Below are 17436 nucleotides of genomic sequence, written 5' to 3'. Positions count from 1 at the left end.
CGCAGGGCCGGTGACCTCCGGCCCGCCGCACGAGATGGGAACGTGGGTTGCTGAAGTCTGCCCGCAACAAGGAGAAGGATCCCGAGGGGCGGATGCCCCTAGCGGAGCACCTTCGCGAGCTCCGCAACCGGCTCGCCAAGGCGATTGTGGCGATCGTCGTCGTCACGGTCTTCGCCGCCTTCTTCTACAACGACATCATCAACTTGATCACCAAGCCGATCCTCGACTCGGTCGGCTGTGACAAGACCTTCGCGGAACTGGCCAGGTCGCGGGCGGGCTCGGAGCCGTGTGCGCAGATCACCATCAACGGTCTGCTCACCCCCTTCACGCTCGCGCTGAAGGTGTCGCTGATGGCCGGTGTCGTGCTGGCCTCGCCGGTCTGGCTCTACCAGCTGTGGGCCTTCGTCGCTCCCGGGCTGCACCGGCACGAGAAGAAGTACGCCTATGCCTTCGTCGGCACGGGCGCCCCCCTGTTCACCGCCGGTGCCTACTTCGCGTACACGGTCCTTCCCACCACCGCGAAGGTGCTCCTCGAATTCACCCCCGGCGGCACGTCCAACCTCCTCCCGCTGGACGATCTGCTCGACCTGGTCATGCGGATGGTGCTCGTCTTCGGCCTCTCGTTCGAGCTGCCCCTGCTGCTGGTCATGCTCAACTTCACCGGAGCCATCTCCGGTAAGCGCATGCTCGGCTGGTGGCGCGGCATGATCATGGGCATCACGGTCTTCGCGGCCATCGCCACGCCGAGCACCGACCCGCTGACCATGCTGGCGCTCGCCGGGCCGATCTGGATCCTGTACTTCGCTGCGGTCGTCGTCTCCCTGCTCAACGACCGCCGCCGCAGCCGCCGCGAGGCCCTCGGCCCCGCCGACGACGAGGCCTCCGAGCTGGACCTCACCCCCGAGGACATCGGCGAGATCGAGCCCGTGACCACCAGCCGCGCCGCCCTGCCCGAGCAGGCGAGCTCAGACCGCTCGGAACGGGTCAACGGTTATGACGACGTGACCTGAAGATCAGCGGGCAACTCGTAGGGTCACTCTCGTGACCAGCGAGATCACTCTCTTCGTCAACCCCACCGCGGGTCGCGGCCGGGGCGCCCGCGCGGCGCAGCCGGCCGCTTCCGCCGTGCGGGCGGCCGGTTTCTCGGTACGTACGGTGGTCGGGGAGGACGCCGCGGACGCCCTCACACGCGCGCGTGCCGCGGTCGCGGGCGGTACCGGAGCGCTGATAGCCGTCGGCGGCGACGGCATGGCCCATCTCGCCCTGCGGGCGGTCGCGGGGACGACCACACCGCTCGGCCTGGTCGCCGTCGGCACCGGCAACGACTTCGCCCGCGCCCTCGGTCTGCCCGTGCGCGAGCCTGCCGCTGCGGGCCGCATGATCGCCGACGCCCTCAAGTGCGGCCGGCTCCGCGACATCGACCTCGGGCAGGTGGGGGACCGCTTGTTCGGCACGGTCCTCGCGTCCGGCTTCGACTCCCGCGTCAACGACCGGGGCAACCGCATGCGGTGGCCCTCCGGCCGCTTCACGTACGACCTCGCGATGATCGCCGAACTCGCCGCGTTCCGGCCCGTCCCGTACCGGATCCGGCTCGACGACGGCGACGTCCGTGAGGTCGAGGCGACCCTCGTCGCCGTCGGCAACGGCTCCTCGTACGGGGGCGGCATGCGAATCTGCCCCGGCGCCGACCTGACCGACGGGCTGTTCGACATCACCGTGGTCGGGGACTGCGACCGTAGGACGCTGCTGCGGGTGTTTCCGCGGGTGTACCGGGGGACCCATGTCGAGCATCCGAAGGTGACGGTGCTGCGAGCGGCACGGGTCGAGATCGCCGCAGAGGGGATCACGGGGTACGCGGACGGGGAGCCGCTGGGCCCGCTGCCGCTGAGCGTGCGCTGCGTACGCGGGGGCGTGCGGGTCGTCGGCCCCTGAGCCGCGCTGCTCCTGAGCTGCGCCGATCCCCGGTTTCACAGGAACGGATCCGGATAATGATCGTCCTGTTGTCAGTGCGGCCCGGTACGCTCGAAAGCACGATGACAGAGGACCTCTCACCGGCCGAGCGGTACGCGGCAGCCCGTAAGCGTGCTGCCGAGCAGGCCACCGCGCTCGCCTCGTTCCGCGAGATGTACGACTTCGGCCTCGACCCCTTCCAGATCGAGGCCTGCCAGGCGCTCGAGGCGGGGAAGGGCGTGCTGGTCGCCGCGCCCACCGGCTCCGGCAAGACGATCGTCGGCGAGTTCGCCGTCCACCTCGCCCTCCAGCAGGGCAAGAAGTGCTTCTACACGACACCCATCAAGGCGCTGTCGAACCAGAAGTACGCCGACCTGTGCCGCCGCTACGGCACGGACAAGGTGGGCCTGCTCACCGGCGACAACAGCGTCAACTCCGATGCCCCGGTGGTCGTGATGACCACCGAGGTGCTGCGGAACATGCTGTACGCCGGTTCGCAGACGCTCCTGGGCCTCGGCTACGTGGTCATGGACGAGGTGCACTACCTCTCCGACCGGTTCCGGGGAGCCGTATGGGAAGAGGTGATCATTCACCTTCCCGACTCGGTCACGCTCGTCTCCCTCTCGGCGACCGTGTCGAACGCCGAGGAGTTCGGCGACTGGCTCGACACGGTCCGCGGCGACACCGAGGTGATCGTCTCCGAGCACCGGCCCGTGCCGCTGTTCCAGCACGTGCTGGCCGGGCGGCGGATGTACGACCTGTTCGAGGAGGGCGAGGGCCACAAGAAGGCCGTCAACCCCGACCTCACGCGCATGGCGCGCATGGAGGCGACACGGCCGTCGTTCCAGGACCGCCGGCGTGGCCGGCTGCGCGAGGCCGACCGCGAGCGTGAGCGCAGGCAGCGCTCCCGGGTGTGGACGCCGAGCCGGCCCGAGGTCATCGAGCGGCTCGACGCCGAGGGGCTGCTGCCCGCCATCACCTTCATCTTCAGCCGCGCCGCCTGCGAGGCCGCTGTCCAGCAGTGCCTGTACGCGGGCCTCAGGCTCAACGACGAGGAGGCGCGCCACCGGGTCCGCGCGCTCGTCGAGGAGCGCACGGCGTCCATCCCGCACGAGGACCTGCACGTCCTCGGGTACTACGAGTGGCTGGAGGGCCTGGAGCGCGGCATCGCCGCCCACCACGCGGGCATGCTGCCGACCTTCAAGGAGGTCGTCGAGGAGCTGTTCGTACGCGGCCTGGTCAAGGCGGTGTTCGCGACCGAGACCCTCGCCCTCGGCATCAACATGCCCGCCCGTTCGGTGGTGCTGGAGAAGCTCGTCAAGTGGAACGGCGAGCAACACGCGGACATCACCCCGGGCGAGTTCACGCAGCTGACCGGCCGGGCCGGACGGCGCGGCATCGACATCGAGGGCCACGCCGTCGTGCTCTGGCAGCGCGGCATGAGCCCCGAGCACCTGGCGGGCCTGGCCGGCACGCGCACGTACCCGCTGCGGTCCAGCTTCAAGCCGTCGTACAACATGGCGGTCAACCTGGTCGAGCAGTTCGGCCGGCACCGCTCGCGCGAGCTGCTGGAGACGTCCTTCGCACAGTTCCAGGCGGACAAGTCGGTCGTGGGTATCTCCCGGCAGGTGCAGCGCAACGAGGAGGGTCTTGAGGGCTACAAGGCCTCCATGACCTGCCACCTCGGCGACTTCGAGGAGTACGCGCGGCTGCGCCGCGAACTGAAGGACCGGGAGAACGAGCTGGCCCGGCAGGGTGCGGCACAGCGGCGCGCGGAGGCCGCCGTCGCGCTGGAGAAGCTGAAGCCCGGTGACGTCATCCACGTGCCCACCGGCAAGTACGCGGGCCTGGCACTGGTGCTGGACCCGGGCCTGCCCGCGGGCCGTACGAACGGCCACCGCGGTTTCGAGCACCACGACGGGCCGCGCCCGCTGGTGCTGACCGCCGAGCGGCAGGTGAAGCGGCTGGCGGCCATCGACTTCCCGGTGCCGGTCGAGGCGCTGGAGCGGATGCGGATCCCGAAGTCCTTCAACCCCCGTTCCCCGCAGTCCCGTCGGGACCTCGCGTCCGCGCTGCGCACCAAGGCCGGGCACATCCCGGCCGAGCGGCACCGCAAGCGGCGCTCCCAGGCGGCCGACGACCGCGAGCTCGCCCGGCTGAGGACGGCTCTGCGCGCGCACCCCTGCCACGGGTGCAACGACCGTGAGGACCACGCCCGTTGGGCCGAGCGCTACCACCGGCTGCTGCGGGACACCTCGCAGCTGGAGCGGCGCATCGAGGGCCGTACGAACACGATCGCCCGGACGTTCGACCGGATCGTGGCGCTGCTGACCGAGATGGACTACCTGCGCGGCGACGAGGTCACCGAGCACGGCAAGCGGCTCGCGCGGCTGTACGGCGAGCTGGACCTGCTCGCCAGCGAGTGCCTGCGCGAGGGCGTCTGGGAGGGGCTCGGCCCGGCCGAACTGGCCGGGTGCGTCTCGGCGTTGGTGTACGAGGCGCGGGTCGGGGACGACGCGCTGGTGCCGAAGCTGCCGTCGGGGAAGGCCAAGGCCGCGCTGGGGGAGACGGTGCGGATCTGGGGGCGGCTGGACGCGCTCGAGGAGGAGTTCCGGATCAGCCAGACCGAGGGTGTCGGGCAGCGTGAGCCGGACCTGGGGTTCGCCTGGGCCGCGTACATGTGGGCTTCCGGTAAGGGGCTCGACGAGGTGCTGCGCGAGGCGGAGATGCCGGCGGGGGACTTCGTGCGGTGGTGCAAGCAGGTCATCGATGTGCTGGGGCAGATCGCGGCGGCGGCGCCGGAGGGATCCACCGTGGTGAAGAACGCGCGGAAGGCCGTTGACTTGTTGCTGCGGGGGGTTGTCGCCTACTCGTCGGTGGGCTGATTGCCGCTGCGCGGGTGCCGGTTCGTCGTGGTTGCTCGCGCCCCTGCGGCGGAGCCGCACATCGACACCGCCCCGCGCCCCTTGAGGGGCGTTGTTCTGAAGTCCCTCACCCGTACGGGTGAGGGACTTTCGTATGCCTGTTCGCGACTACCCGGCGTATTCGAACGGTGTCGCAGCGTGTAACCGACTGAGCGTACTATCCCTCCGCGACCGGTTTCCGGCAGTTGCTGAATATGACACGGCGATGATCCGGTCGGACTAAGCTCGCCCGCAGCGCACCGGCTTGAGATGAATTCGTGCGCTTGTTCCCCAAAGTGCGGAAGAGTCCTACAGATTCATGACATACCCCCTCGCAAGTCCTCCCGAACCCCAGCCGACTCCTTTCAGAAGGCCCACATGGTGAGTGTTCAATCCCCTCCCGGTCGCGCTGAACTTCCCTACGCGCGCGTGCTGCTGCTGCCGGCCATAGCGATGGCCGCGGCGACCGGAGCCGCCGTCGCCCTGGTGACGGCGCCGGCCCGGCTCGCCGTCGGCTGGTGCGGCGGCATCGCCACCGTGCTGGTGATCGCGACGGCGGCAGAGGCGGTGCGCCGCGGCCGTGCCCTGCGCAAGCAGCGGGCCGAGCACGCCCGTCACAGCGCGCATCTGGAGCAGCGGATCGCCGCCCACGAGCACGAGTTGGTCCGCTTCTCGAGGGAGATCATCCCCGCGGCGCTCCGGCTGCTGAGCACCGGAGAATCCCCCAGGGAGGTGATTCGTAAGCTCGGCCTGGCCAACCCCGAGTACCGCGACCTCCCCGCTCCGCAGGCCGAGACGCTGCTGACGATCCTCAAGATCGTCGACCGCGAAGTGACCATGCGCGACGCCGCCGCGCGATCCTTCGTCAGTGTCGCCCGCCGCGTCCAGGCGATCATCCACCAGCAGGCCGAGGAACTCCGGGAGATGGAGGAGGACCACGGCCGCAACCCCGAGGTCTTCGACGACCTGCTGCGCATCGACCACGGCAACGCCCTGATCGGCCGCCTCGCCGACTCCGTCTCCGTCCTCGGCGGCGGACGCCCCGGACGGCAGTGGCCCGAGCCGGTGTCCCTCTACAGCACATTGCGCGGCGCCATGTCCCGCATCCTGGAGTACCGGCGCATCCAGCTGTCCTCCATCGCCAAGGTCAGCGTCAAGGGCATCTACGTCGAACCGGTCATCCACGCCGCCGCCGAGCTCCTCGACAACGCCACGCGCTACTCGCCGCCGCAGACCAAGGTGCACGTCACCGCCACCGAGGTGCAGACCGGCGTCTGCATCGAGATCGAGGACGGCGGTGTCAACCTCAACGAGGAGGCACGGGCCCGGATCGAGGGCATGCTGGAGGCAGCCAAGGCGGGCGTCGACCTCCAGGACATCGGCGAGCACCCGCGCCTGGGCCTGGCCGTCGTCGGCCGCCTCTGCACGGCGTACAACATGCAGGTCTCGCTGCGCGCCTCCGCGTACGGCGGCGTCCGCGCCATCCTCATCGTGCCGAGCGAGATGATCACCCACGAGCCCGGTGTCGGACTCGCCCACGGCATCGGCGCCACCGGCATCCCCATGCCGGTCGGCATCCCCGAGGGGCCGAAGCGCACGCCCAAGAAGCGCCGCCCCACCAACCCGCGCATCCCCGAAACGGTCTCCCTGGAGGACGACGACGTCCCGGAGGTCACCGAGTGGACGCCGAACGGCCTGCCGCAGCGCCGCAGCCGGGTGAAGACGTCCCTCGTCGAGCGGATCGCCCAGCAGGCCGCCTACGACCGGGAGGACCGGGAGGCCGCCGCCCGGGGCGAGGCGAACCCCTGGGCGACACCCGAGCCCGAGCCGGAGCCCCTGCTCGACATGAATGCCCCCGACGCCCCAGGCAAGGGCCTCGAGGCCTTCTGGGAGGGACTCAAGCAGGGCATCGAACCCGGCACGCACCCGACCGACTTCCTGCGGAACCCGACCAAGTACCTGCACCTGATCAACGACCCGGCCCCCACCGAGGCCGATGACGAGGGGAACCTCAAGTGATCCAGCAGCGAGGCAACTTCGACTGGATGCTCAAGCAGCTCGCCGACGGCGTGCCGGGCATCGAGATGATCGTGGTGCTCTCGGCCGACGGTCTGCGCATCGCCCGCTACGGCGGCGAGCCCGACGCGGCCGACCGGGTCGCCGCGGCCTGCGCCGGCCTCCAGTCCCTCGCGGGCAGCATCTGCCAGGAACTCACCGTCGGCGATGGCGAGATGAAGCTCGTCATGATCGAGATCGACCGCGGCTACTTCTACCTCATGAAGGCCGGAGCCAACGCCTTCCTCGCGGTGCTCTCCGACGTGCGGTGCGAACCCGGCCGGATGAGCGCCATGATGCGCGACCTGGTGGTTCGCATCGGCGGCCATCTGACCAGCCCGCCCCGGCGGAACGGGCAGATCGTATGACGCCTCCGCGACGCCAGAGGCGCGAGCCCGCCCCGGAACCGCCCAAGCCCCAGGAGGGCGAGGGCAAGGTCAGCAACCCGGAGCGGATCTACGTGGTGGCCGGCCCGGACGGAGAACGGGCCGAGCTCGACCTGGTGACGTTAATCGTGGCGCGTGCCGCAGACCCGCCGCCCTCCGCCTCGCCCGAGCAGGCGGCGCTGCTCCGGCTCTGCGCCGCCCCCCTGTCCGTGGCCGAGCTGTCGGCCTACCTCAGCCTGCCGTTCAGCGCGATGGGCGTGCTGGTCACCGAGCTGCTGGCGGCGGATCTGGTGACGGCGCGCTCCCCGATCGTCCGCCAGGCGCTCCCCGACCGTTCCCTCCTCGAAGCGGTGATGAATGGACTTCAAAGGCTCTGACACCATCCCGGGCCCCCGGGCCGAGGACCAGTTGCCGCATACGGCACAGGCCGCGGCCAAGATCGTGATCGTGGGGGGCTTCGGTGTCGGCAAGACGACCATGGTCGGCTCGGTCAGCGAGATCAAACCGCTGACCACCGAGGAGACCATGACGCAGGCCGGTATCGGTGTCGACGACAACTTCGGTTCCGCGTCCAAGACGGCCACCACCGTGGCGATGGACTTTGGCCGGATCAGCATCACCGACCAGCTCGTGCTGTACCTCTTCGGCACGCCCGGCCAGCAGCGCTTCTGGTTCCTGTGGAACGGCCTGTTCGAGGGCGCGCTCGGCGCGGTGGTGCTGGTCGACACCCGCCGTCTGGAGGTCAGCTTCGACGTCATGGGGCGCCTGGAGGAACGCGGCGTGCCGTTCGTGGTCGCCATCAACTCCTTCCCGGACGCGCCCCGTTACCCCATCGAGGAGCTGCGCACGGCGCTCGACCTCTCCCCGGAGATCCCGATCATGGAGTGCGACGCGCGGCGGCGGGCCTCCAGCCGGGACGTCCTGATGACCCTCATGCGCTTCCTGCACTCGCTCGCCCTGACGGGCTCGCTCACCTGAATCCCGTATCCGCCGCATCCCCAACTCTCCCCAGAAACCTGGCATTTACTTCAGTTTCGGAGCGACCACTGTGACGCCTGAATCCCACGCCCCGGCCGAGACGGACGCCCCCCGTCCCGGCCCGCCCCCCGGCTGCCCCGCGCACGGCCCCGGGCCCGGGGGGCTGCACCGGCTGCACGAGTCGGAGGACCTGCCGGCGCTGTACGAGCAGTTGCGCAAGGAGCACGGCCCCGTGGCGCCCGTGCTGCTCCACGACGACGTACCGATGTGGATCGTGCTCGGCCATGCCGAGAACCTCCACATGGTGCGCTCGCCCACGCACTTCTGCCGGGACAGCCGTATCTGGACCCCGCTCAGGGACGGCCTGGTCAAGCCCGATCACCCGCTGATGCCGCACATCGCCTGGCAGCCCATCGCCTCGCACGCCGAGGGCGACGAGCACAAGCGGCTGCGCGGCGCGGTGCAGGGCGCCATCTCGACCATCGACTTCCGCAGCCTGCGCCGCTACATCAACCGCAGCACCCAGGCCATCGTCAACCGGTTCTGCGAGAAGGGCGAGGCCGACCTCGTCGGACAGTTCGCCGAGCACCTGCCGATGGCGGTGATGTGCGAGATCCTCGGCATGCCCGACGAGTACAGCGACCGTCTCGTCGAGGCCGCCCGAGACGCGCTCAAGGGCACCGAGACGGCGATCGCCAGCCACTCCTACGTCATGGACGCCCTGCGCCGGCTCACCGAGCGGCGCCGGGCCCAGCCGGAGGAGGACCTGGCCAGCTACCTGATCACGCACCCGGCCCGGCTGACCGACGACGAGGTCAGGGAGCACCTGCGCCTGGTGCTCTTCGCCGCCTACGAGGCCACCGCCAACCTGCTGTCCAACGTGCTGCTCACGGTGCTGATCGACCCGCGCTTCCGGGCCCAGCTCAACGGCGGCCAGATGACGGTGCCGGAGGCGGTGGAGCAGTCGCTGTGGAACGAGCCGCCGTTCAGCACGGTCTTCGCCTACTTCGCCAAGCAGGAGACCGAGCTGGGCGGGCAGCGCATCCGCCGGGGCGACGGACTGCTCTTCGCCCCGCTTCCGGCCAACGTCGACCCGCGGGTGCGGCCGGACCTGAAGGCCAGCATGCAGGGCAACCGCTCCCACCTCGCCTTCGGCGGCGGCCCGCACGAGTGCCCCGGTCAGGACATCGGCCGCTCCATCGCCGACGTCGGCGTGGACGCGCTGCTGATGCGGCTGCCGGACGTTGAACTCGACTGCGACGAGGACGAGCTGCGCTGGACGGCGTCCATCGCCTCCCGGCACCTCGTGACACTGCCGGTGCAGTTCGCCCCCAAGCCGCCGCAGGACGTGACGGAGCCGCCGAACCACAACCACACCCCCTCCCAGCGCTCCGACTGGCAGATCGGCCTCACGCAGCCGCAAGCGGCCGCCGCGAAGCAGCAACCGGCCGCGGCGCAACCCCAGCCGGCTCCCGTGCAGCCGCAGGCGCAGCCGGCGGTGGAGGAGCCCGCCCGCCGCAAGGGCGCCTGGCAGCGCTTCCTGAGCTGGTGGCGCGGCTACTGACCGTCCGACGGGCCGTCGTAGGTCCCGGCGGCCCACCGGTCGTACGACGCCCAGGCCGCGAGCACCCGGCCGCTGCGGAACCGGTGCTCCACGCCCGTGACCGGGTCGGTGAATTCCAGGGCCCGGGCCAGTAGTTGGAGCGGGCGCCGGAAGTCACCGGCCGGCACGGGAGCGGTGACCTCGGGGTAGAGCGGATCGCCGAGGATCGGCACGCCCAGCGCGGTCATGTGCACGCGCAGCTGGTGGGTCTGCCCGGTGCCGGGGACGAGCCGGTACCGGGCGAGTCCATCGGCCCCGCCCTGGCGGTGTTCGACGAGTTCGACGCGGCTGACGGCGTTGGGCTCGCCGGCCACCTCTCGGGCGGTGAGTGCGCCGCGCTCCTTCACGATCCGGCTGCGCACGGTCCGGGGCAGGGCGAGGCCGGGATCGTGCGGGGCGACGGCCTCGTACTCCTTGCGCGCCCGCCGGTCGCGGAAGAGCGTCTGGTACGCGCCGCGCTCCTCGGGGCGCACGGTGAACAGCACGAGTCCGGCGGTGAGCCGGTCCAGGCGGTGCGCGGGGGTGAGCGTCGGGATGTCCAGCTCGCGGCGCAGTCGGGCCAGCACGGTCTCGGCGACATGGCTGCCGCGCGGGGTGGTGGCGAGGAAGTGGGGTTTGTCGACGACGACGATGTGTTCGTCCCGGTACACGACCTCCAGCGGGAACGGCACCGGCACCTCTTCGGGCAGCTCCCGGTGGAACCACACGAACATCCCGGGCACATACGGCGCGTCCGCCGGTACGGGCCGCCCGTCCGCCCCGACGACGAGACCCGCGTCGAACATCCCGTCGACGACCCCGTCACCGGCCCCCGACAGCCGCTCCACCAGATGCTCGCGCACCGTGGCCCACGCCGCCGCGGCGGGCAGCCGTACGCGCACCGGGTCCACCCCGTGGCGCTGCGGCAGTGGAGCGGGCGGAATGCGGGTCCTGCGTCTCATCGCGGCCCAGCGTACGAGGCGGGCGGGCACCGGCGGAAAACCACTGAGGCCGCCCACTGCCCTCTTGCAATGATGCGGGCATGCCCTTCCTCATCAGCCCGGTCCTGACGCCCAAGGCCTTCACCGGCCACCCGCAGCCCACCCTGGCCACCGGCGACGGACTCCTCCTGCGGTCCTGGCGGGCCGGGGACGCGCCCGCGGTGTACGAGGTCTTCCAGGACCCCGTGATGCACCAGTGGCACGCCCGGACCGCCGACTCCGAGGAGGAGGTCGCCGGCTGGATCAGCGACTGGCATCAGGCGTGGGAGGAGGAGCGGGAGGCGCAGTGGGCCGTCGTCGACGCGGACTTCGACCGGCTGCTGGGGCGGGTGGCGCTGCGCGAGATACGGCTCGACGACGGCGTGGCGGAGGTGGCGTACTGGACCGTCCCGGCGGCACGCGGCCGGGGCGTCGCCGTCCGGGCCACGACCGCACTCGCCCGCTGGGCGCTCGACGAGATCGGCTTCCACCGTCTCGAACTGCTGCACGCCGTGCGCAACGAGGCCTCCTGCCGTGTCGCCTCGCGGACCGGGTTCGCCCTCGAAGGCACCAAGCGCAGCGCTGGCCTGCACCCGGACGGCTGGCACGACATGCATCTGCACGCGCGCGTGCGGGGCGACTGACCGCGGCATGCCGGGGCGGAGTGAGGTGCTCGCTTCGCTCGGGCAGCGTCGCGTCGCTCAGGCGGCAAAGCCCGCTCCCCGCTCAGGCGGCGGGGGCGCGCTCAGGCTGCGGGAGCGCGCTCAAACCGCGGGGGTGCGCTCCTGCTCCGCCTCGATGCGCGCGTTCCACTCCCGCTTCGACGCCTGCCAGCCGTCCTCGTTGTGGCCCCGACGCCAGTAGCCGGAGATCGACAGGTCCTCGCGCGAGACGCCGCGCTCGACGCGGAGCAGCCGGCGCAGCTCCTTCACGAAATGGGCCTCGCCGTGGACGAAGGCGTGCACACGGCCCTCGGGGAACTCCAGGCCCCGCACGGCCTCGACGAGCGCCTCGCCGAGCGGCCGGTCACCGCGGTGCAGCCAGACGACCTCCACGTCCGAGTCGATCTTCTGCTCCTCCTCGGGGCCGGAGACCTCCACGAAGGCGTACGCCTCGGCCCCGCGCGGCAGTGCCTCCAGGGAGCGGGCGATCGCGGGCAGGGCGCTCTCGTCGCCGACGAGCAGATGCCAGTCGGCGTCCGGGTCGGGCGCGTACGCCCCGCCGGGGCCCATGAACCGCACGGTCTCGCCCGGCTGGACGCGGGCCGCCCACGGGCCGGCCAGGCCCTCGTCGCCGTGGATGACGAAGTCCAGGGTGAGCTCGCGGTGTTCGGCGTCCCAGTGGCGCACCGTGTACGTCCGGGTCACCGGCCACTGCTCGCGCGGCAGCTCGTCGCGGATGCGCTGCAGGTCGAAGGGCTCCGGATAGGTCACGCCCTCGGGCGGGAACAGCAGCTTCACATAGTGGTCGGTGCACGTGCCCGCCGCGAAGTCGGCGAGGCCCTCGCCACCGAGTACCACCCGCTGCATGTGCGGGGTCAGCCGCTCGGTGCGGACGACCTGAGCGGAGTGCGCCTTGCGCGGCTGGCGTCCCGGTCGCTCTGCCATGAGGACCTCCCTGATTCGCGTAGTTAGGCTTACCTAAGTTAGCACCTCGCCCCCACTTGACACCTCTCGGATGAGAAGTGATCAGGGCACCGGCCTCAGGAAGGCCACCAGGCCCACGCGCAGGTCACGCCGCGAGCGTCGTCAGCAGGCGCTCCAGTGACCCGCCCAGTCCCCAGCGGGCCGCCAGTACCTCCAGTTCCGCCGGGTCGCGCGGCGTCCGCGGCAGTGCCGTCGTGACGTTCGGCAGCGGCACGTCGTCCGCGACCCGGACCACCTTCGGCGCGACCGCGAGATACGGGCGCGCCTCGTCCAGCCGCCTGCGCTGCGTCGGCGTCAGCTTGGACCCCCGGTCCTCGACCGCCGCCAGGATCCCGGCCAGGTCCCCGAACTCGGCCAGCAGCTTGGCGGCCGTCTTCTCGCCGATGCCCGGCACGCCCGGCAGGCCGTCGCTGGGGTCGCCGCGCAGCAGGGCCAGATCCGCGTACCCGCTGCCGTAGACCCCATACTTCTCACGCAGCACCGCCTCATCGGTGAGCTGCAAGGTGCCCACGCCCTTCAGCGGATACAGCACGCGCACCCCGCGCGCGTCGTCCACCAGCTGGTACAGGTCGCGATCGCCCGTGACGATGTCGACCGGGCCCTTCGCCCGCCTCGTGAACGTGCCGATCACGTCGTCGGCCTCGTACCCCGCGACGCCCACGCGCGCGATGCCCACCGCGTCCAGCACCGCCTCGATCACGGGCACCTGCGGCGACAGCGTGTCGGGCACCTCCTCCTCGTCCGGGCCGGCCGTGTGCTCCTCGGCGACGCGGTGCGCCTTGTAGGAGGGGATCAGCTCCACCCGCCAGTGCGGCCGCCAGTCGGCGTCCATGCAGGCCACGAGGCGGTCCGGCCGGTGGTCCCGGACCAGGCGGTCGATGAAGTCGAGCAGTCCGCGCACGGCGTTCACCGGCGTGCCGTCCGGTGCCTTCACCGAGTCCGGGACGCCGAAGTAGGCGCGGAAGTACAGGGAGGCGGTGTCGAGGAGCATCAGTCGTCCGGTCACGCCACGCATCATGCCGTACGTCACCGACAGCGACGCGCCTCATATGTGACGCGCCCCACTTGTGCGTTTGGGATTCGGGATCGGGGGGAGGCGCCGCCCCGCAGTGAGGCTGGTTGCGTATTTCAACTCTTCGCGCCCCGCCCTCGTTCTGTTCTGTCGGTGGAATATGAGGTGCACGTGTCAGCAACGCTTCAGGCGGAGAGCCTGTACAAAGTGTTCGGCAGGAGACCGGACCAGGCAGTCCAGCGGCTCCGCGACGGGGCGGACCGGGACGAGCTACGCGCCGAGGGTGCGACCGCCGCCGTGATCGACGCCTCCTTCACCGTGGAGCCCGGCCAGATCTTCGTCGTCATGGGCCTGTCCGGCTCCGGCAAGTCCACCCTGCTGCGCATGCTGAACGGCCTGCTCGAGCCGACCGCCGGACATGTGCGCTTCGACGGCCAGGACCTGACCACGCTCGGAGCCCGCGAGCTGCGCGAGGTCCGCTCCAAGAAGATCAGCATGGTGTTCCAGCACTTCGCGCTCTTCCCGCACCGCAGCGTGCGCGAGAACGCCGCCTACGGTCTGGAAGTGCAGGGCGTGCCCCGCGCCGAGCGCGTACGCCGCGCCGACGAGGCGCTCGCCCTGTGCGGCCTGGCCGGCTGGGAGAAGTCCTGGCCGGACGAGCTGTCCGGCGGCATGCAGCAGCGCGTCGGTCTGGCCCGCGCGCTCGCCACCGACGCCGACCTGCTTCTGATGGACGAGTCCTTCAGCGCCCTGGACCCGCTGATCCGCCGCGACATGCAGGACCAGCTGCTGGAGCTCCAGCAGAAGCTGAAGAAGACCATCGTCTTCATCACCCACGACCTGAACGAGGCCATGCGCCTCGGCGACCGCATCGCCGTCATGCGCGACGGCCGCATCGTGCAGAACGGCACCGCGCAGGACATCCTGCTGCGGCCGGCGAACGACTACGTCGCTTCCTTCACCCAGGACGTCGACCGCTCCCGCGTCCTGACCGCCGGCGAGCTCATGGACACCGCGGTCACCGGCGACGACCCCGGCTGCCGCTGCCGGACCGCCACGACCGACACCTCGTTCACGGAGCTCTGCGCGATCAGCGCCCGGCTCACCCACCCCGTCTCCGTCGTGAACGAGGACAACAAGCTCATCGGCGTCGTCCCCCGGCAGCGCCTGGTCGGCTTCCTCGGCGACGAGCAGGACACCACCCCGGAGCCCTGCGACTCCCCGCGGGACAAGGGCGGAGAGAAGGTGACCGCCCGTGCCTAGGATTCAGCTCGGCACCTGGGTCAACGACGCGGTCGACTGGCTCACCACCCACATGGGCTGGCTGTTCGACTTCTGCAAGACCGTCTTCCTCGGCCTCTACGACGGCATCAACGCCGTCCTCCAGGCCCCAGAACCGCTGCTCCTCGCGGGCATCTTCGCCGTGATCGCCTTCTGGCTGCGCGGCACCCTCGCCGGTGTCCTCGCCTTCGTGGGATTCGCGTTCATCGACTCCCTCGACCTGTGGGAGAACGCGATGATCACTCTGGCGCTCGTCCTGGTGGCGACCGTCATCGCGCTGGTGATCTCCATACCGGTGGGCATCTGGGCGGCCCGCTCGGACCGCGTCAGCGGACTGGTCCGGCCCGTCCTGGACTTCATGCAGACGCTGCCCGCGATGGTCTACCTCATCCCGGCGATCCTCTTCTTCGGCACCGGCGCCTCCGCCGGCATCGTCGCCACCCTGATCTTCGCGCTCGCACCGGGCGTACGCATGACCGAACTCGGCATCCGTCAGGTCGACAAGGAACTGGTCGAGGCCGCCGACGCGTTCGGCACCACACCCCGCAACACCCTGCTGCGCGTCCAGCTCCCCCTCGCCCTGCCCACGGTCATGGCCGGCGTCAACCAGGTCATCATGCTCGGCCTGTCCATGGCCGCCATCGCCGGCATGGTCGGCACCGGCGGCCTCGGCGGCGACGTCAACCAGGCCATCGGCCAGCTCAATGTCGGCCTGGGCGCCGAGGCCGGTGTCGGCATCGTGATCCTCGCGATCTACCTCGACCGCATGACCAGCGCGCTGGGCACCCAGGTCTCTCCGCTCGGCCGCCGCGCCGCCGCCAGGCTGCGCGCCGCCCAGGGGCTGAAGATCTGGTCGTACCGGCCCCGCCCGGCCGTCGCCGTGATCGGCGTCGTCGTCCTCGCCCTCGTCTCGGGCGGCATGGGGGTCCTCGGCGGCGGCACCAACTCGACCGCCGCGGCCGGCAGCGAGGACGTCGGCCAGGGCAAGAAGATCAGCATCGGCTACATCCCCTGGGACGAGGGCGTCGCCTCCACCTTCCTCTGGAAGGAGGTCCTGGAGCAGCGCGGCTACCAGGTGGAGGCCGAGCAGCTCGACGCCGGACCGCTCTACACCTCCCTCGCCCAGGGCGACGTCGACTTCCAGACGGACGCCTGGCTGCCCACGACCCACGCCCAGTACTGGAAGAAGTACGGCAAGCAGCTCGAGGACCTGGGCGCCTGGTACGACAAGACGTCCCTGGAGCTCTCCGTGCCCGCCTACATGAAGGGCATCGACTCCCTGGAGGACCTCAAGGGCAAGGCGTCCGAGTTCGGCGGCAAGATCACCGGCATCGAGTCCAGCGCCGGCGAGATGGCCCTGCTCAAGAGCAAGGTCCTCAAGGAGTACGGCCTGGACAAGGAGTACAAGGTCGTCGACAGCTCCACGCCCGCGATGCTGGCCGAGCTGAAGCGCGCCTACGCCAAGAAGGAGCCGGTCGTCGTCACGCTCTGGTCGCCGCACTGGGCGTACAACGACTACGAGCTGAAGAAGCTCAAGGACCCCAAGGGCGCCTGGGGCGAGGGCGACGGCGTGCACACGCTGGCCCGCAAGGGCTTCGCGGGCGACGCCCCGACGGTCGCCGGCTGGCTGAAGAAGTTCAAGATGAGCGAGAGGGAGCTCACCAGCCTCGAAGCCGAGATCAACAAGGCGGGCAAGGGCAACCAGCAGGAGGCCGTCCGCGCCTGGCTGAAGCAGCACCCCGGCTACGTCGACAAGCTCGCCCCGGTCAAGGGCGCCGGCGGCGGCACGCCCGCCGAGGCGAAGCGACCGCTGGACGTGGCGTGGTTCCCCTGGGACGAGGACATCGCCGTCACGTACCTGTGGAAGAACGTCCTCGAACGGCGCGGCTACACGATGAACCTGAAGCAGATGGACGTCGGCCCCGTCTACACCGGCCTGGCCTCGGGCGATCTCGACCTCAACTTCGACGCCTGGCTGCCCTACGCCCAGAAGAACTACTGGGACAGGAACAAGGACCGGCTCAAGGACCTCGGCACCTGGTACGAACCGACCTCCCTGGAGATCGCCGTGCCGTCCTACGTCAAGGGCATCGACTCCCTGCAGGACCTCAAGGGCAAGGCCGGCACCTTCGACGGGAAGATCATCGGCATCGAGCCCGGCACCGGCGAGATGGACCTGCTGAAGAACAGGGTTCTGCCCGGCTACGGCCTCGACAAGGAGTACGAGGTCGTCGACGGCTCCACCCCGGCCATGCTGGCCGAGCTGAAGCGCGCGTACGCCGAGAAGGAGCCGATCGCCGTCACCCTCTGGTCGCCGCACTGGGCGTACAGCGACTACGAGCTGACCAAGCTGAAGGACCCGAAGAAGGCCTTCGGCGAGGGCAACACGATCCGCACCATCTCCAGCGAGAAGTTCCCCGAGCAGTACCCGCAGCTCACCAAGTGGATCAAGAACTTCAAGATGAGCGAGGACGAGCTCGGCAGCCTGGAGAGCGAGATCAAGGACCGCGGCCAGGGCCATGAGGAAGAGGCCGTCGCCGCGTGGCTGAAGCAGCACCCCGACATGGTGGAGCGCATGACGCCGCAGTGAGGCCCGAGACGGGGCGGGACGCGACACGCCGCGTCCCGCCCCGTACCCGAACCCACGAGCAGGATCCGGACAA

14 protein-coding genes are annotated in these 17436 nt (G+C 70.5%); 11 read left to right on the top strand and 3 right to left on the bottom strand.

All coding sequences use genetic code 11. The annotated features are described in order from the left end of the window. Positions 1-47 precede the first annotated feature (47 nt). The 8 genes from tatC to V8690_RS07685 all read left to right on the top strand — a co-directional run bounded on the left by tatC (position 48) and on the right by V8690_RS07685 (position 9836). A complete protein-coding gene (gene tatC / locus V8690_RS07720) occupies positions 48-1010 on the top strand; it encodes a twin-arginine translocase subunit TatC (protein WP_338776768.1) in 963 nt (320 codons plus the stop codon). Between the two features lie 31 nt (positions 1011-1041). After that, complete coding sequence (locus V8690_RS07715) at positions 1042-1932, top strand: diacylglycerol kinase (protein ID WP_338776766.1); 891 nt, start codon at positions 1042-1044, stop codon at positions 1930-1932. A gap of 56 nt (positions 1933-1988) precedes the next feature. Continuing rightward, positions 1989-4835 carry a DEAD/DEAH box helicase gene (locus V8690_RS07710; RefSeq protein WP_338776764.1) on the top strand — a complete coding sequence of 949 codons (2847 nt, stop codon included), beginning with the start codon at positions 1989-1991 and terminating at the stop codon, positions 4833-4835. A 396-nt stretch (positions 4836-5231) separates the two neighbouring features. Continuing rightward, a complete protein-coding gene (locus V8690_RS07705) occupies positions 5232-6872 on the top strand; it encodes an ATP-binding protein (RefSeq protein ID WP_338776762.1) in 1641 nt (546 codons plus the stop codon). Beyond that, the gene (locus tag V8690_RS07700) at positions 6869-7276 is read left to right on the top strand and encodes a roadblock/LC7 domain-containing protein (RefSeq protein WP_248507409.1); all 408 of its coding nucleotides are present in this window, start codon (positions 6869-6871) and stop codon (positions 7274-7276) included. Before V8690_RS07705 ends, V8690_RS07700 begins: the two co-directional genes overlap by 4 nt. After that, entirely contained in the window at positions 7273-7671 is a 399-nt protein-coding gene (locus tag V8690_RS07695; RefSeq protein WP_338776756.1) for a DUF742 domain-containing protein, read from the top strand. The genes V8690_RS07700 and V8690_RS07695 overlap by 4 nt, the downstream gene beginning before the upstream one ends. Then, entirely contained in the window at positions 7652-8272 is a 621-nt protein-coding gene (locus V8690_RS07690) for an ATP/GTP-binding protein (protein ID WP_338776755.1), read from the top strand. The genes V8690_RS07695 and V8690_RS07690 overlap by 20 nt, the downstream gene beginning before the upstream one ends. Before the next feature lie 70 nt (positions 8273-8342). Then, positions 8343-9836, top strand: coding sequence for a cytochrome P450 (locus V8690_RS07685; protein ID WP_338776754.1), 1494 nt, complete (start codon positions 8343-8345; stop codon positions 9834-9836). Here the strand turns inward: V8690_RS07685 and V8690_RS07680 are convergent. Beyond that, a complete protein-coding gene (locus V8690_RS07680; protein ID WP_338776753.1) occupies positions 9830-10816 on the bottom strand; it encodes an RluA family pseudouridine synthase in 987 nt (328 codons plus the stop codon). The two genes, V8690_RS07685 and V8690_RS07680, sit on opposite strands and share 7 nt — an antisense overlap. An 80-nt stretch (positions 10817-10896) precedes the next feature. On the opposite strand from V8690_RS07680, the gene V8690_RS07675 reads away from it, so the two are divergent. Further along, entirely contained in the window at positions 10897-11478 is a 582-nt protein-coding gene (locus V8690_RS07675; protein WP_338776750.1) for a GNAT family N-acetyltransferase, read from the top strand. A gap of 120 nt (positions 11479-11598) precedes the next feature. Here the strand turns inward: V8690_RS07675 and V8690_RS07670 are convergent, their stop codons facing one another. Then, positions 11599-12441 carry a siderophore-interacting protein gene (locus tag V8690_RS07670; protein ID WP_338776748.1) on the bottom strand — a complete coding sequence of 281 codons (843 nt, stop codon included), beginning with the start codon at positions 12439-12441 and terminating at the stop codon, positions 11599-11601. A gap of 124 nt (positions 12442-12565) precedes the next feature. Then, positions 12566-13495, bottom strand: coding sequence for a 5'-3' exonuclease (locus tag V8690_RS07665; RefSeq protein WP_338785281.1), 930 nt, complete (start codon positions 13493-13495; stop codon positions 12566-12568). A gap of 168 nt (positions 13496-13663) precedes the next feature. On the opposite strand from V8690_RS07665, the gene V8690_RS07660 reads away from it, so the two are divergent. Both V8690_RS07660 and V8690_RS07655 read left to right on the top strand, forming a co-directional pair. Further along, positions 13664-14755: a betaine/proline/choline family ABC transporter ATP-binding protein gene (locus V8690_RS07660; RefSeq protein WP_338776745.1), complete on the top strand. Its 1092-nt coding sequence runs from the start codon at positions 13664-13666 to the stop codon at positions 14753-14755. Then, the gene (locus tag V8690_RS07655; protein WP_338776743.1) at positions 14748-17363 is read left to right on the top strand and encodes an ABC transporter permease/substrate binding protein; all 2616 of its coding nucleotides are present in this window, start codon (positions 14748-14750) and stop codon (positions 17361-17363) included. The genes V8690_RS07660 and V8690_RS07655 overlap by 8 nt, the downstream gene beginning before the upstream one ends. Positions 17364-17436: the final 73 nt, after the last annotated feature.

Source organism: Streptomyces sp. DG1A-41, assembly GCF_037055355.1.
Lineage (GTDB): Bacteria > Actinomycetota > Actinomycetes > Streptomycetales > Streptomycetaceae > Streptomyces.
The sequence above is the reverse complement of the archived record's forward strand: the minus strand, read 5'-3'. Positions and strand labels throughout refer to the sequence as shown.

Coding starts and splice junctions, on each gene's coding strand:
- V8690_RS07675 (WP_338776750.1), top strand. CDS start 10,897: ATGCCCTTCCTCATCAGCCCGGTCCTGACGCCCAAGGCCTTCACCGGC.
- V8690_RS07705 (WP_338776762.1), top strand. CDS start 5,232: ATGGTGAGTGTTCAATCCCCTCCCGGTCGCGCTGAACTTCCCTACGCG.
- V8690_RS07695 (WP_338776756.1), top strand. CDS start 7,273: ATGACGCCTCCGCGACGCCAGAGGCGCGAGCCCGCCCCGGAACCGCCC.
- V8690_RS07670 (WP_338776748.1), bottom strand. CDS start 12,441: ATGGCAGAGCGACCGGGACGCCAGCCGCGCAAGGCGCACTCCGCTCAG.
- V8690_RS07690 (WP_338776755.1), top strand. CDS start 7,652: ATGGACTTCAAAGGCTCTGACACCATCCCGGGCCCCCGGGCCGAGGAC.
- V8690_RS07710 (WP_338776764.1), top strand. CDS start 1,989: ATGATCGTCCTGTTGTCAGTGCGGCCCGGTACGCTCGAAAGCACGATG.
- V8690_RS07665 (WP_338785281.1), bottom strand. CDS start 13,495: ATGCGTGGCGTGACCGGACGACTGATGCTCCTCGACACCGCCTCCCTG.
- V8690_RS07680 (WP_338776753.1), bottom strand. CDS start 10,816: ATGAGACGCAGGACCCGCATTCCGCCCGCTCCACTGCCGCAGCGCCAC.